The sequence below is a fragment of the Actinoallomurus oryzae genome, assembly GCF_039541955.1.
GTDB classification, from domain to species: Bacteria; Actinomycetota; Actinomycetes; order Streptosporangiales; family Streptosporangiaceae; genus Actinoallomurus; species Actinoallomurus oryzae.
Genome location: NZ_BAABHF010000021.1, coordinates 63,237 through 77,125 on the forward strand (window position 1 = coordinate 63,237; position 13,889 = coordinate 77,125).

General features: G+C 72.0%; 14 protein-coding genes. 7 read left to right on the forward strand and 7 right to left on the reverse strand.

Annotated elements, in window-relative coordinates; translation table 11 throughout:
• The first annotated feature begins 26 nt into the window (after positions 1-26).
• The gene (locus ABEA10_RS18625; RefSeq protein ID WP_345465303.1) at positions 27-602 is read left to right on the forward strand and encodes a TIGR03086 family metal-binding protein; all 576 of its coding nucleotides are present in this window, start codon (positions 27-29) and stop codon (positions 600-602) included.
• Positions 603-641: 39 nt separating this feature from the next.
• Here the strand turns inward: ABEA10_RS18625 and ABEA10_RS18630 are convergent, their stop codons facing one another.
• Both ABEA10_RS18630 and ABEA10_RS18635 read right to left on the reverse strand, forming a co-directional pair.
• Complete coding sequence (locus ABEA10_RS18630; RefSeq protein WP_345465305.1) at positions 642-806, reverse strand: hypothetical protein; 165 nt, start codon at positions 804-806, stop codon at positions 642-644.
• Between the two features lie 179 nt (positions 807-985).
• Positions 986-1,264 (reverse strand): hypothetical protein, encoded by a 279-nt coding sequence (locus ABEA10_RS18635; RefSeq protein ID WP_345465307.1) that lies wholly within the window; start codon positions 1,262-1,264, stop codon positions 986-988.
• Positions 1,265-1,371: 107 nt separating this feature from the next.
• On the opposite strand from ABEA10_RS18635, the gene ABEA10_RS18640 reads away from it, so the two are divergent.
• Positions 1,372-2,271, forward strand: coding sequence for a TIGR03619 family F420-dependent LLM class oxidoreductase (locus ABEA10_RS18640; RefSeq protein ID WP_345465309.1), 900 nt, complete (start codon positions 1,372-1,374; stop codon positions 2,269-2,271).
• Here ABEA10_RS18640 and ABEA10_RS18645 read toward each other — a convergent pair whose 3' ends face one another.
• Positions 2,272-3,039 (reverse strand): DUF72 domain-containing protein, encoded by a 768-nt coding sequence (locus ABEA10_RS18645; RefSeq protein ID WP_345465311.1) that lies wholly within the window; start codon positions 3,037-3,039, stop codon positions 2,272-2,274.
• Between the two features lie 97 nt (positions 3,040-3,136).
• Positions 3,137-3,871, reverse strand: a complete 735-nt coding sequence (locus ABEA10_RS18650; RefSeq protein WP_345465312.1) for a FadR/GntR family transcriptional regulator — start codon at positions 3,869-3,871, stop codon at positions 3,137-3,139.
• 99 nt (positions 3,872-3,970) lie between these two features.
• Here ABEA10_RS18650 and ABEA10_RS18655 point away from each other — a divergent pair, with 99 nt between their 5' ends.
• Genes ABEA10_RS18655 through ABEA10_RS18665 form a run of 3 tightly spaced genes read left to right on the forward strand, consistent with a single transcriptional unit; the run spans position 3,971 to position 7,173 of the window.
• Positions 3,971-4,852 (forward strand): proline iminopeptidase-family hydrolase, encoded by an 882-nt coding sequence (locus tag ABEA10_RS18655; RefSeq protein ID WP_345465314.1) that lies wholly within the window; start codon positions 3,971-3,973, stop codon positions 4,850-4,852.
• 45 nt (positions 4,853-4,897) lie between these two features.
• Positions 4,898-6,262: an APC family permease gene (locus ABEA10_RS18660; RefSeq protein WP_345465316.1), complete on the forward strand. Its 1,365-nt coding sequence runs from the start codon at positions 4,898-4,900 to the stop codon at positions 6,260-6,262.
• A 2-nt stretch (positions 6,263-6,264) separates the two neighbouring features.
• Positions 6,265-7,173: an acetamidase/formamidase family protein gene (locus ABEA10_RS18665; protein WP_345465318.1), complete on the forward strand. Its 909-nt coding sequence runs from the start codon at positions 6,265-6,267 to the stop codon at positions 7,171-7,173.
• A 4-nt stretch (positions 7,174-7,177) separates the two neighbouring features.
• Here the strand turns inward: ABEA10_RS18665 and ABEA10_RS18670 are convergent, their stop codons facing one another.
• Both ABEA10_RS18670 and ABEA10_RS18675 read right to left on the reverse strand, forming a co-directional pair.
• Positions 7,178-7,549: a hypothetical protein gene (locus ABEA10_RS18670; RefSeq protein ID WP_345465320.1), complete on the reverse strand. Its 372-nt coding sequence runs from the start codon at positions 7,547-7,549 to the stop codon at positions 7,178-7,180.
• A 192-nt stretch (positions 7,550-7,741) separates the two neighbouring features.
• On the reverse strand, positions 7,742-8,797 hold the full coding sequence (locus ABEA10_RS18675) for a hypothetical protein (RefSeq protein WP_345465322.1): 1,056 nt from the start codon (positions 8,795-8,797) through the stop codon (positions 7,742-7,744).
• Positions 8,798-8,992: 195 nt separating this feature from the next.
• Here ABEA10_RS18675 and ABEA10_RS18680 point away from each other — a divergent pair, with 195 nt between their 5' ends.
• Complete coding sequence (locus ABEA10_RS18680; protein WP_345465324.1) at positions 8,993-10,600, forward strand: amidohydrolase; 1,608 nt, start codon at positions 8,993-8,995, stop codon at positions 10,598-10,600.
• Between the two features lie 15 nt (positions 10,601-10,615).
• Here ABEA10_RS18680 and ABEA10_RS18685 read toward each other — a convergent pair whose 3' ends face one another.
• A complete protein-coding gene (locus tag ABEA10_RS18685; RefSeq protein WP_345465326.1) occupies positions 10,616-11,161 on the reverse strand; it encodes a TetR/AcrR family transcriptional regulator in 546 nt (181 codons plus the stop codon).
• Positions 11,162-11,278: 117 nt separating this feature from the next.
• Here ABEA10_RS18685 and ABEA10_RS18690 point away from each other — a divergent pair, with 117 nt between their 5' ends.
• The gene (locus tag ABEA10_RS18690) at positions 11,279-13,726 is read left to right on the forward strand and encodes an MFS transporter (protein ID WP_345465328.1); all 2,448 of its coding nucleotides are present in this window, start codon (positions 11,279-11,281) and stop codon (positions 13,724-13,726) included.
• Positions 13,727-13,889 lie beyond the last annotated feature (163 nt).

Below are 13,889 nucleotides of genomic sequence, written 5' to 3' on the forward strand. Positions count from 1 at the left end.
GACCGTGAGATCGGAGGAGAGAGGTCATGGAGCTGCGGCCGCTGATGGTCCGTGCCGTCGAGACGGCGAACGCGGTGCTCCGGGGGATCGGGCCGGAGATGATGGACCGGCCCACACCGTGCCCGGAGTTCGACGTGCGCACCCTGCTCGGCCACCTGTCGGGCTGGATGACGGAACCCGCGCGCGGGGCGGCGCTCAAGCGGCCGAGCACCGGCGCCCCCGACGAGGACTTCCGGCCGGAGTCCGGCTGGGCGGAGCGCCTCACCGAACGGACCCGCGCGACCGCCGAGGCCTGGTCCGAGCCGGCCGCCTGGGAGGGCACCGCCACGCTGTCCGGAGAGATGCAGATGCCCGCCGAGACGATCGGCGGGCTGGTGTTCGCCGAGTTCCTGCTGCACGGCTGGGACCTGGCCAAGGCGACCGGCCAGGAGTACGCCCCCGACGACGACCTGGCCGAGGCGCTGTTCGGCCAGGTGTCGTCGATGGCGGACATGGGCCGCCGGTACGGGGCGTTCGGACCGGAGGTACCGGTTTCCGCGTCGGCCTCGCCCACCGACCGTGCGCTGGGTCTCGCCGGGCGTGACCCCGGCTGGCGGCCCTGAACGCGGACGGACGGGGTTCCCGGGCGGTCGCTCAGCCGCTCAGGCGCGCGAGCGGGCCTTGCGGGCGCGGCGCTTCGTGGCCTTGATCCGGCCGCCGGACTTGGCGTTCGTGGACTGGCGCTTGCCCGCGGCGTACGCGAGGGCGGCCGTCATGGCCAGGACGACGAGCGGCAGAATCGGACGGCGCGAACGCGAGAATCCCATCGTGGCACTCCTAGGTACGGTCACCGCTCCGAGCGGGCGGTGGTGGGTGTGATGAACCCGGTATGCCCGGACATCGGTCACGATCAGATCGTGCTCGCGTCAAGTTCTGGACCGTCGATGATCGAGCTGGTTTGACGTCCGTGCCGGCGTCGGGCGCCGGCACGGGCGCTCGCGCCGGGTCAGTGCTCGTCCCAGTGACCGCTGTGCGCGGCGTGCCGGTGCCCGTCGTGGATGTAGTCGACGTGGTCGCCGTGCGGGACGGCGACGTGCCCGCAGCCCTCCCGGTGCTGGTGCTCGTGGTGGTCGTGCTCGCTGTGGCCGCTGGGCTCGCACTCCTCGCAGTGCCCCTCGCGCATGGCGTCCAGGTGACCCTCGTGGGCGTAGTCGACGTGGTCGCCGTGCGGGACCGCCACGTGGCCGCAGTCCGGCCCGTGCGCGTGGCCGTCGTGGTGCGACATGGTTCCCCCTTGTTGTCCCCTATGACTGATATTCCCGAATTCACGCGAACGGACCCGCCGCACTAGGTTGATCATCGGTTCCGCGAGGGAAGGAGACCAGGGTGCGGGTGGGTCTGGCACTGAGCCAGTACGGGGCGTTCGCGCGGCGCGAGGCGGTCATCGAGGTGGCCCGGGCCGCCGAGGATCTCGGCTTCGACGGCCTGTGGACCGGCGACCGGATCCTCGACCCGGTGAACCCGCGCGACCGCTACCCCGGCACCGCCGACGGGCGGATGCCGGCCGAGTACACCACCTTCCTCGACCCGCTGACCGTGCTCACCGCCGCCGCCGCGGTCACCGAGCGCGTCCGGCTCGGCACCAGCACGCTGAACGCTCCCTGGTACTCCCCGGTGCTGCTCGCGCGGACCCTCACGAGCCTCGACGTGCTCAGCGAGGGCCGCCTCGACGTGGGCCTCGGCCTGGGCTGGTCCTCGGACGAGTACGCGGCGGCGGGCGTGCCGTGGGCCGGGCGCGGAGCGCGGCTGGAGGAGATCATCGACGTCCTGGAGCGGATCTGGGCGGACGACCCCGTCACGTACGAGAGCGGGTCCTTCTCCGTGCCGGCGTCGCGCATCGAGCCGAAGCCGGTCCAGCGCCCCCGCCCGCCGATCTACCTGGGCGGGTACTCTTCGGCGGCGCTCGACCGCATCGGCCGCCGCGCCGACGGCTGGCTGGCCGTGGGCGTGCCGCTCCCGGTGCTGACCCCGATGTGGGACGCCGTACGCCGCGTGGCCGAGGACGCCGGCCGCGACCCGGACTCGCTGCGGATGATGCTCCGCATGAACCCGCGGATCACCGACGAGCCGGCCGCCGCCGACCTCGTGCCGCGGGCCGGCACCATCGAGCAGATCGCCGAGTACGCCCGGTCGACCGGCGCGCACGAGGTCTTCGCCGACTTCCAGCAGACGACCGCGGACCTGCCACGGATGCTCGACCTCGCCGCGCGCTTCCGAGAGGCCATGGCCTGATCAGAGTTCCGCCGGGACGGGGTCGGGCGTGCGGCTCACCGGGAGCCCGGCCCGGCCCGCGAGCCGCCCGAACCGGATGGCGTCGCGTACGGCCGCACCGCCGGGGTCGTTGTTGAAGTAGACGTAGGCGTCGTCCGGCCACGCGTCGGCGATGCGCCCGGCCCAGGCGCGCAGCGCCTGGTCGCCGTAGCTCGGCCACGGCCTCGCCGCCCCCTCGTGGAACCGCACGTACCCCCAGCCGGCCGTCCGCCACAGCGGCGTGAGCGGCCGGCCGAGCCGGTCGGCCCAACAGAGGGCGGCGCCGCGCTTCGTCAGCAGGTCCCGTACCTCGTCGGTCCACCAGGAGTCGTGACGCGGCTCGACCGCGACCCGTACGCCCGCCGGGAACGCCCGCAGGCAGCGGTCGAGCCGCTCGGGCTCGGCCCGCAGCGTGGGCGGGAGCTGGACCAGGATCGGCCCGAGCCGGTCGCCGAGGCCGCGCACGGAGTTCATCAGGCGCGCGACGGGTTCCTCCGGGTCGACGAGCCGCTTGATGTGGGTGAGGTAGCGCGAGGCCTTGACCGCCATCACGAACCCCTCGGGAGTCCGGCCGCGCCACCGTTCGAACAGCTCAGGGGCGGGCAGCCGGTAGAAGGCGTTGTTGTTCTCCACCGTGCCGAACCCGGCGGCGTAGGTCTCCAGCCAGCGGTTCTGCGCCAGACCGGGCGGATACAGCAGCCCCCGCCAGTCCTTGTACTGCCAGCCGGACGTGCCAACGAGGATCGGCATGTCGCCTACATACCCGTGGCGGGCGAAGTACGCCCGCGGGTCTCTCAGAGACCGCCCGGGATCCCTGCCCCGGCCCTCCTGGCGGGCGGTCCGGGCTTCACGACCGGTCGCGGCCGATCCGCGCGACCAGACGCCGCAGGGCGTTCTCGGTGATGGCGAAGTGTTCGCCGGCGATCCCGGCGGCGCGTTCCGCGTCGCCGGCGAGCACCGCCTCGGCCAGGCCGCGGTGGTGCGGTCTGGCCTCTTCGTAGATCTCCCAGGTGTACGGCTCCTCCGACACTCCCAGGCTCACCTCCGACAGCAGGAGCTGGTGCAGACGTACGAGGCGTGCGTTGTGCGTCGCGCGGGCGATCACCAGGTGCAGCTCGGTGTCGTGGCGCCGGGCCTCGGCCGGGTTCGCCGACGCATCAAAGGCGGTCAGCGCCGCGCGGATGGCCGCGCGGTCGGCGTCGTCGGCGCGCTGGGCGGCGGTGCGGGCGATCAGGCTCTCGATCAACCGCCGGTAGTCGAACAGGGCCTCGAAGTCCTCCCACTGCGCGAGCAGCGCCTCCCGTACCGAGTTCTCGCTCGTCTCGGCCCATTCGGCGCGGACGAACGCGCCGCCGCCCCGGCCCCTTCGCACCTCGATCAGCCCGGCCTCGGCCAGCCGCCGCAGGGCGGCGCGTACGCTCTCGCGGCTCACCTCGAACAGGGCCGCCAGCTCGCGCTCGCTGGGGAGCCGGTCGCCCAGGCTGAACTCGCCGAGCGCGATGGCCGTCGACAGGCGGTGGGCGACCTGCTCCCCGGTCGTCGCGGCCCGTAGCGGGCCCAGCGATGGCGGTTCCTCGGCCAATGCGCACCCCGAAAGTTACCCACGTAAAGGTCTGGAATCTAGACCTTTACCCTCTTATGCTGCGTTGAACGTGATCCCCAACTCTAGGAGGGTCTGCCGGTGGACGAGGGATACGCCGACTTCCGCGGCTACCGGACGTGGTACCGCGTGACCGGGGACCCGCACGCGGACAAGGCGCCCCTCGTGGTCCTGCACGGCGGGCCCGGCTGCACGCACGACTATCTCGACTCCCTGACCGAGCTGGCCGGCACCGGACGGGCGGTCGTCCACTACGACCAACTCGGCAACGGCCGGTCCACGCACCTGCGCGACAAGGGCGCCGACTTCTGGACCGTCGAGCTGTTCGTGAAGGAGCTGGACAACCTCATCGCTCATCTGGGCATCGGTGACCGCTACCACGTGCTGGGCCAGTCGTGGGGCGGCATGCTCGGCGCCGAGCACGCCGTGACCAGGCCCGCTGGACTGCGGTCGCTGGTCATCGCGGACTCGCCGGCGTCGATGGAGCTGTGGCTCGCCGCGGCCGGCGAGCTGCGCGGACGGCTCCCGGCCGACGTGCAGGCGACGCTGCTCCGCCACGAGGAGGCCGGCACCACCGACTCGGAGGAGTACACCCGGGCCACCCGCGTCTTCTACGACCGCCACGTCTGCCGCATTCCCTGGCCCGAGGAGGTCGCGCGGACATTCGCGGCGATGGACGAGGACCCGACCGTCTACCACACGATGAACGGGCCGAGTGAGTTCCACGTGGTCGGGACGCTGAAGGACTGGACCATCATCGACCGGCTGGACCGCATCGCCGTGCCCACCCTGCTGATCTCCGGAGGGTATGACGAAGCCACTCCCGAGGTCGTCCGGCCGTACGCCGACGGCATCGCCGACGTCCGATGGCAGATCTTCGAAGATTCCAGCCACATGCCGCACGTGGAGGAGAAGGACGCCTGTCTCAAGGCCGTCGCCGCCTTCCTCGACCAGCACGACTGAGCCCGACGAGCCGCGCGAGCGGCACGACCGAGAGGCCCCCGCCCCATGTCCTCAGAGACCCTCCGCTCTTTCGGGTACGAGCAGGAGCTGAAACGCTCCCTCAGCCTGGCCGACCTGATGATCTACGGCCTGGTGTTCATGGTTCCGATCGCGCCGTTCGCCATCTTCGGCGTGGTCTTCAACGGCGCCAAGGGCATGGTGCCGCTCACGTACATCATCGGGCTCGTCGCGATGCTGTTCACCGCACTGAGCTACCGCGAGATGTCGCGGGCCTTCCCGATCGCGGGCTCGGTGTACTCCTACGCGGGCCGCGGCATCAACGACAAGGTCGGCTTCCTGGCCGGCTGGGCGATCCTGCTCGACTACCTGCTGGTCCCCACCCTGCTGTACGTCGTCAGCGCCGCGGCGCTGACCTCGCTGCTGCCGGGCGTGCCGCAATGGATCTGGATCGTGGCGTTCGTCCTGGTCAACACGGTCGTCAACTACCTCGGCATCGAGTCGACGGCGCGGCTCAACCGGCTGTTCCTGCTGCTGGAGATGATCGTGCTGGCGCTCTTCGTGGCATTCGGCATCGCGGCGGTCGCGGCGAACAAGAACGGCGCGCACTTCTCGTTCGATCCGCTGCTCAAGCCGCACCTCGTCACGCCCGGCCTGATCTTCGGGGCGCTGTCCATCGCGGTGCTGAGCTTCCTCGGCTTCGACGGCATCTCGACGCTGTCGGAGGAGGTCAAGGACGGCGACCGGCGGCTCGTCGGCCGGGCCACGGTGCTGTCGCTGTGCGCGGTGGCCTTGCTGTTCATCGTCCAGACGTACGTGGCGTGCCTGCTGGTGCCGCACCAGACCTCGTTCGCCGACGGCGACCCGACCAACACCGCGTTCTACGACATCGCCAAGACGGCGAGTGGCGCCTGGCTCAAGACGACCGTCGCGGTCGCCTCGGCGCTGGCCGCGGGCGTCGCCAACTCCCTCGTCGCGCAGGCCGCCACCTCGCGCCTGCTCTACAGCATGGCGCGCGACCGCAAGCTGCCCGCCTTCCTCGCGCACGTCCACCCCACGAGGAAGATCCCCGAGCGCGCCATCCTGTTCGTTTCGGGGCTGTCGCTGATTCTCGGGCTGACGTTCGTGGGTCAGGTGGACCTGCTGTCGTCGCTGGTCAACTTCGGCGCGCTGTTCTCCTTCCTGCTGCTGCACGTCTCCGTGTTCGTGCACTTCGTGCTCAGGAACAAGAGCCGCCGCTGGCACCTGCACCTGGTCGCCCCCGCCGTCGGCTTCTTGATCATCGGCTACGTCCTGGTCAACGCCGACACGCGCGCCAAGATCGGCGGGATCATCTGGCTGGCCGTCGGCGCGGTCCTGCTCGTCTTCTACCGGCTGACCGGCCGGGGCACCGAGCTCTCCCTGGAGGACTGACCATGCACATCAAGCGGACCGAGACGCACACCGCCTGGGACCGCACGCTGGCCCCGATCGCGACCGTTGCGCCCGGCGACGAGATCATCGTCGAGACCGCCGACGCGAGCGGCGGCCAGCTCACCGCCGGCTCGACCGCCGCCGACGTGCCCGGCCTGGACTTCACCCGCGTCAACCCGGTCACCGGCCCGTTCGCGGTCGAAGGCGCGCGGCCGGGCGACGCGCTCGTGGTCGACATCCTCGACGTGGAGGTCGGCTCCTGGGGCTGGACCGCCTGCATCCCGGGCTTCGGCCTGCTCGCCGAGGACTTTCCCGATCCCCACCTGCGTGTCTCCACCATCGCGGACGGCCGCGCCGAACTGCTGCCCGGCGTCTCGGTGCCGGTCGTGCCGATGATCGGCACCATCGGTGTGGCGCCGCCCGAGCCTGGACCGCATCCGATGGTGCCGCCGAGCCGTTGGGGCGGCAACCTCGACGTGCGCCACATCGGTCCCGGGGCGCAGCTCAGGCTACCGGTCGGCGTCGAGGGCGCGCTGCTCTCCCTCGGCGACGCGCACGCCGCGATGGGCGACGGCGAGGTGAGCGGCACGGGCGTGGAGACCGACGCGACCGTACGGCTGCGGATCGGCCTGCGCCGCGACGCGGCGCCGGGGACACCGGTCATCGAGACGCATCCGCGCACGCACCGCACCGGCGCGGCGCTCGCGACGACCGGCGTCGGGCCCGACCTCATGGCCGCGGCCGTGGAGGCCACCCGCGCGCTCGTGGCGGAGATCGCCGGCCGCACCGGGCTGGACCCGGCCGACGCGTACCTGCTGGCCAGCGTCGCCGCCGACTTGAAGATCTCTGAGGTCGTGGACGCGCCGAACTGGGTGGTGTCGGCGCATCTGGAGCTCGCCCACCTGGGCTGAGGGTTCAGCCGAGGTGGAGCGTCACCGACGCCTCCGTCTCCTCCTGGACCACGCTGTAGCCCTCGTCGCGCAGCTGGGAGGTGAACCGGTCGCGTGGCCCGCCGTCCGGCACCTCGACGCGTGCCCGCGCCGCCGGGGAGTAGCGCCGGCGGATGGTCGTCCCGTCGTACTGGTACAGCCCCCACTGCGCCCACGGCACGTCCGGCGCCGGGTCCTCGTGCTGCATCCAGGCCATCCAGACGTCGCCGTGGACGTACCAGCAGTGGATCGCGCCCTTCCGCCAGGCGCCCCGGTGACGGATCCAGACCCAGGGGTTCCGAGCCTCGACCCGATGAGAGCCGGACGGATAGTGATCAAGCTGACGGGCATCGTGCATGATCAGGCATTCTCGAACACAAGTTCGAATGATCGCAAGTTTACCCTGGTCAAGAATTGATCCGTGTCGTTCGACGGATCGAAGTGACGATCGGCGCGCGTCCTCCACGGTTCCACCGGTCTTTCGGAACGGCCGCGTCGAACCGGCGCGGCGACCGCGACAGGTGGGCCGAACGGGCGGCCGGCGTCGCGCCTACGGGCCCGTCACCCTGCCGTTCACCGCGAGGACGGCCGCCGCGCACGCGGCGCCGACCTCCTCGATCGTGGGCGCCGGAACGTCCTCACGCGCCGGTTCCGGACGCAGGTCGGCCGGCTCGCCGATCAGCGTGACGCCGCTGTCCAGCAGGTCGGCGACGTCCTCGGCGCTCCAGTCCGCGACGCACGACCGCCAGTGCGCCGGGATCGCGATGCGCGGCCCGCGCTCGGCGCGCGGCTGGAAACCGTCGGTCAGCACGGCCTCCCGCAGCCGCCGTGCCCGGTCCGGGGACCAGCCGGCCGACGCCAGCGCGGCGTTGAGCGAGGTCAGGACCACGGCCTCGGGCGCGGTCAGCCCGGTGTGCACGGGCCGACCGGCGTCGTCCGTACGGAACGTGAAACCGGGCACGCCGATCGCCTCGGCGAAGCGCGTCCACAGCAGTTCCGGCGGACGGCCGGGGCTGGTCACCACGCGCACGCGGGACTCGCCCACCTCGCGCGCCCAGCGCCGTACGAGACGGCCGATCGCGAACGCCCGCCACAGGTGCAGGCCGGCGTCTTCCTCGATCCGCGCCGCCGGCATGCGGCGCTGCTCTCCCAGCATGTCGAGGTACCGCTCGAACCCCAGGCGCCGGCCGTTGCGCACGTGCTGCTGCCACAGCGACGGCAGCGTCCGGCTCAGGCTCCGCGCGGTCACCACGATCTCGACATCGCCCACGGCCAGCCGGTCGAGCAGCGTGCGGATCGCCGGTGCGCGGATCACCGAGAGCGCCTCCGCGGACAGCAGCACCGTCCCCTTCGTGCGGGCGACCTGGCGTTCGAGGGTCTTCCACGCGCCCTTCTCCGCCGCGGCCCGCTGCTCGGACACCCAGGGGTACTCCGGCCCGAGCAGGCCGTAGGAGGCCCATTCGTGGTTCTCCGTACGGCGCCGTCGCCGGCCCGCGGGCGCCACCGGGTAGACGACGCCCGCCTCGGCCAGCTCCCTGGCGCCGCTCGCGATGAGCTCCTGGAGGTAGGTCGTGCCGGACTTCTGCAGGCCTATGTGCAAGATCAAGCGGGATGCCATCGGCCACCGTTCGCCGCAAAGGAATGGTCAAGGGATGGCAAACGACCCTAGACGTCGCGCGATCGGTCGCCGTTGCCGTGCCGGAATCACCGGGTGAACAGCTCGTGACCAGAACCGGACGCCGGGATGAGAGTTCGCTCGACGTCGTCCGCGTGTCTCCTGGTGAGAGAGAGGAGGCCGCCGATGATCCGTGAGAACCCGCCGGTACTGTTCCGCGCGGCCCACGTGCTCACGCTCGACGGACCGGAGGCGGAGGCGTTCGCCGTGGACGGCGACCGGATCCGCGCGGTCGGCGACCTGGCCGCGCTGCGCTCGCGCTTCCCCGGCGCCCGCGAGGTCGACCTCGGCGCGTCCACGGTCGTCCCCGGCCTGCACGACGCCCACGTCCACCTCGTGAACACCGCCGACGACCTGCTGCACCTGGACCTGTCGGCGGCGGCGGTGAGCGGGGTGGAGGACCTGCTGGACCGCGTCGGCGCGCGGGCGCGGACGACCGAGGCCGGGGCCTGGATCCGCGGCGGCCGGTACGACGACGCCAAGACCGGGCCGCTCACGCGCTGGGACCTGGACCGGGTCGCGCCGGCCAACCCGGTGATCGTCGTGCAGGTCGCCGGGCACTGGGGCGTCGTGAACTCCCGCGCGCTGGACGCGCTGGGCATCGGCGAGACCTCGCCGCCTCCGGCCGGCGGCCAGTACGGCCGCTCTCCGGACGGACGCCTGGACGGGCGGCTGATCGAACGCGCGCTGATGAACGTCGTCTATCCGGGGACGGCGCGAGGTGGTGCGGCGCTGCCCGCCGCCTCGCCGGAGGACCGCCTGCGCGGCCTGGAGCGCGCCGTCGGGCGATGGCACGCCGCGGGCCTCACCTCGATCTGCGACGCGCTGGTCGCGCCGTCGGACGTGGACCTGCTGCGGCGGGCGCGGGAACGTGGCCTGCTGACGCTGCGGGTCGGCATGCTGCTGTCCATCGACCACTACGACCGGGCGCGCGCCCTGGGCGTCGGGAGTGGCTTCGGCGACGACTTCCTGCGCTTCGTGGGGGTGAAGGCGTTCGCGGACGGCGCGGTCGGCGGCCGTACGTGCCTGCTGTCCGAGCCGTACGCCGACGGCGGCGGCCACGGCATGCAGACGACCTCCACGGAGGAGCTGTTCGAGGCGGTGGCGACGGTGCAGCGGGGCGGCGACCGGATCGGCGTGCACGCGAACGGCGACGCGGCGATCCGCCTGGTCCTGGACGCCTTCGCCGCCGCGCGGCGGGACTTCCCCCGGCCGGGCCTGCGGCACCGCGTCGAGCACTGCTCGGTCGTGGACGAGGAGATCCTCCTGCGGATGAAGGAGCTGGAGGCCATCGCCGTCCCCTTCGCGGGCTACGTCGCGTACCACGGGGACGCGCTGAACCGCTGGTACGGGCCGTCACGCACCGAGCGGATGTTCGCGCACCGGTCCTTCCTGGACGCGGGCGTGACCGTGGCGGGCTCCTCGGACCACCCGTGCGGCCCGTACGAGCCGCTGGTGGGCATCCAGTCGATGGTGACGCGGGAGGGCCTGGACGACGGGGCCCCGGTCGGCGTCTCGCAGCGGGTGAGCGTGGAGGAGGCGCTGCGCGTCTACACGATCGGCTCCGCCGAAGCGGACGGCGTGGCCTCCACCCGCGGACGCCTGGCGCCCGGGTACGCGGCCGACTTCGTGGTCCTGGGCGAGAACCCGCTGACCGCCGACCCACACGGCATCGCGTCCATCCCGGTACACGCCACGTACGTCGCAGGCCGATGCGTCCACGGCGGCGTTTGATGGCCGCGCTCGCGGTCAGCCGACGAGTTCCAGAGCGAGGGTCAGGCCGGCGGCGTGGCGTTCCTCGGGGGTGGTGTCGGTCTCCGGGAGGGCGAACATCGCGGCGTTGATCGAGGCCAGGGCCATCACGCACTTGAGCTGGGCGAGGGCCGGGGCGTCCCGGTCGGTCAGCAGGCGGACCATCGTGCGCATCCGCTCCGAGAGCTCGCCGCCCACGGTCAGCTCGCGCATCGAGCGTACGTCCTGGAGCAGCCGCCGCATGCCCGGCGGGCTGTCGTGCGCCAGGCGGGCGTAGCGCTGCACCAGTTCCCTGCGGGTCTCCGGGGTGCGGGGCCGTTCACGGAACCAGGCGATGATCGCGTCGATGTCGGCGATGAGGCCGTCGAAGAGGCTGACGACGATGTCCTCTTTGCTGTTGAAGTGGTAGTAGAGCGCCGCCTTCGTCACGTGGAGACGCTCGGCGATCTGCCGCAGCGAGGTCTTCTCGTAGCCGTGCTCGGCGAACAACTCCAGAGCGGTTGCCTGGATCCGCTCGCGAGTGTCGCTCCGGCGCTCGCCCATCGCCCGCCTCACCTGCCTTACTTGACGCCCGGTTAGTTGGTAGCTTACCGTACGGCAAGTAAGATTGCTATTTGGTGGAACGGGGTACCTCATGTCGTTTCGGGGAGGGGTGGACCAATGACGGCCACGGACACAGCGGAGATGGCTCCGCCGGGTACGGCGGCACCCCCGAGGAGCACGCGATCGATCTACATCGCGATGGTCGGCCTCATGCTCGGCATGTTCCTGGCCATGCTCGACAACCTCATCGTCGGCACGGCCCTGCCGACCATCGTCGGGGACCTCGGCGGCCTCGCCCATCTCTCCTGGGTCGTCACGGCCTACGCGCTCGCCACGGCGGCGGCGACGCCCATCTGGGGCAAGCTCGGTGACCTGTACGGCCGCAAGGGCATGTTCATGTCCGCGATCGTGGTGTTCCTGGCGGGCTCGGCGCTCTCAGGCCTGTCGCAGAACATGGACGAGCTCATCGGGTTCCGCGCGCTGCAGGGCCTGGGCGCCGGCGGTCTGATGGTCGGCGCGATGGCGATCATCGGTGACCTGGTCCCGCCGCGCGAACGTGGCCGCTTCCAGGCGCTGATCGGCGGCATGATGCCGGTGGCGTTCGTCGGCGGCCCGCTGCTCGGCGGATTCCTGACCGACCACCTCAGCTGGCGCTGGGCGTTCTACGTGAACCTGCCGCTGGGCGCCGCCGCGCTGCTGGTGACCGGCCTGGGCATGCGTCTGCACACCCAGCACATCAAGGCCAAGATCGACTTCATCGGGGCGTTCCTGCTGACCGTCGGCGTCGTGGCGCTCACCCTCGTCGCGAGCTGGGGCGGCACGGAGTACCCCTGGGCCTCCTGGCAGATCATCGGGCTCGCGGTCATCGCCGTCGTCGGGCTGGTGCTCTTCGTGTACGCCGAGAGCAGGGTGTCGGAGCCGATCCTGCCGCCGCGCCTGTTCCGCAGCCGCAACTTCACCGTCGCGCAGATCCTCAGCTTCCTGGTCGGCGCCGCGATGTTCGGCGCGGTCAACTTCCTCCCGCAGTACATGCAGTACGTCCGGGGCGCCTCGGCCACGGCGAGCGGCCTGCTGCTCCTGCCGCTGATGTTCGGCATGCTCGTCGTGATGCTGACCACCGGCCAGCTCATCACCCGCAACGGCCGCTACCGGATCTACCCGATCATCGGTGGCGCGATCCTGACCGTCGGCATGCTCATCCTCCTCCTGCTGAAGGTGGACACCACCACGGCGGCGAGCTCCGCGCTGACCGTCGGGGTCGGCCTGGGCATGGGCTTCATCATGCAGAACACGATGCTCGTCACCCAGAACAGCGTCGAACTGCGTGACATGGGCGCGGCCAGCGGCTCGGTCACCCTCTTCCGTACGATCGGCGGCTCGCTCGGCGTCGCGCTGCTCGGTTCGATCTACACGAACCGCCTTGAGCACACCCTGACCGATCAGCTCGGCTCCAAGTCCGGCGGCTCGCTGACCGCCGGCGGTGTCAACCTGTCTCCCGCGGCCCTGCACAAGCTGCCGCAGATGGTGCAGGACGCGTTCAACCTGGGCGTTACGAACGGCGTGCACGGAGTGGTCGTCGGCGGGGCCGTGCTGGCGTTCGCCGGGTTCCTGGTCGCCTGGCTGATCCGCGAGGTGCCGCTGCGCGGAAGCGGCCCGGCGGCCGCCCCCGCCGCCCCGGCGGCTCCGGCCGCCGCCTCGGCCGCGCCCGCGGCTCCGGTCGCGCCGGGTGCTCCGGTCGCCTCGGCGGCCGGGCCCGTGCCGGGCGCACACGCTCGGGGCGGGGGCCGTCACGCGGCCCCGGCGACCGGCAGCGTGATCCACGGTTTCGTCGGCAGCCCCGACGGCGTCCCGTCGACCCGGGCGGTGCTCACGCTGATCGACATCCAGGGCCGCCAGCTCGGCCGCACCTCCGCGGGAGCGGACGGCCGGTACGAGCTGGCCACGCCGGGGGCGGGGACGTACGTCCTGGTCGCGTCGGCCGAAGGCCACGAGCCGCAGGCGAGCACGCTGGTGGTCGGCAACCGGCCGGTGGAGTTCGACCCGGTCCTGGAGGGTTCGGCCGGGCTGACCGGCCTGGTCCGCGACGCGAACGGCGAGCCGGTCGCGGACGCCCGGGTGGTCGTGGCCGACCTGCACGGCGAGGTCATGGCGACCGGCACCACGGGCGCCGACGGCGGATACTCCTTCTCCGGGCTGCCCTCCGGCACCTACACGCTGGCGGTCAGCGCGGCGGCGCACCGCCCGGCCGCGGTCCCGGTCGAGCTGGACGGCGCGCGCACCCACAAGGAGATCGAACTGCCGGCGGGCGCCCGCATCGGCGGCACGGTCCAGGCGGAGGGCCGCGGCCCGCTGTCCGACGCCCGGGTCACGCTGGTGGACGCGCAGGGCAACGTCGTGGCCGTCACGACCACCGGCCCGGACGGCACGTACACCTTCGGCGACCTGTCCAGCGGTCAGTACACGGTCACGGCCTCCGGCTACCCACCGGTCGCCTCCGCCGTGGTGCTGAACGGCAAGGACGAGGAGGCGCACGACGTCTACCTGAGCCACGAGCCGACCGTCTGACCCGGACGCATCCGGCCTGACTCACGGGCGACCGCCGTCGACGGCGGTCGCCCGTCGCGTTTCAGGAAAGGTCGAACCGGTCGCGCGCCCGGACCGGCTGTTCCTCGTCGGTCGAGAGGAGCAGACGGAGTCCACTGCGTCCCGGACGGGAGGTGGGTGCTCG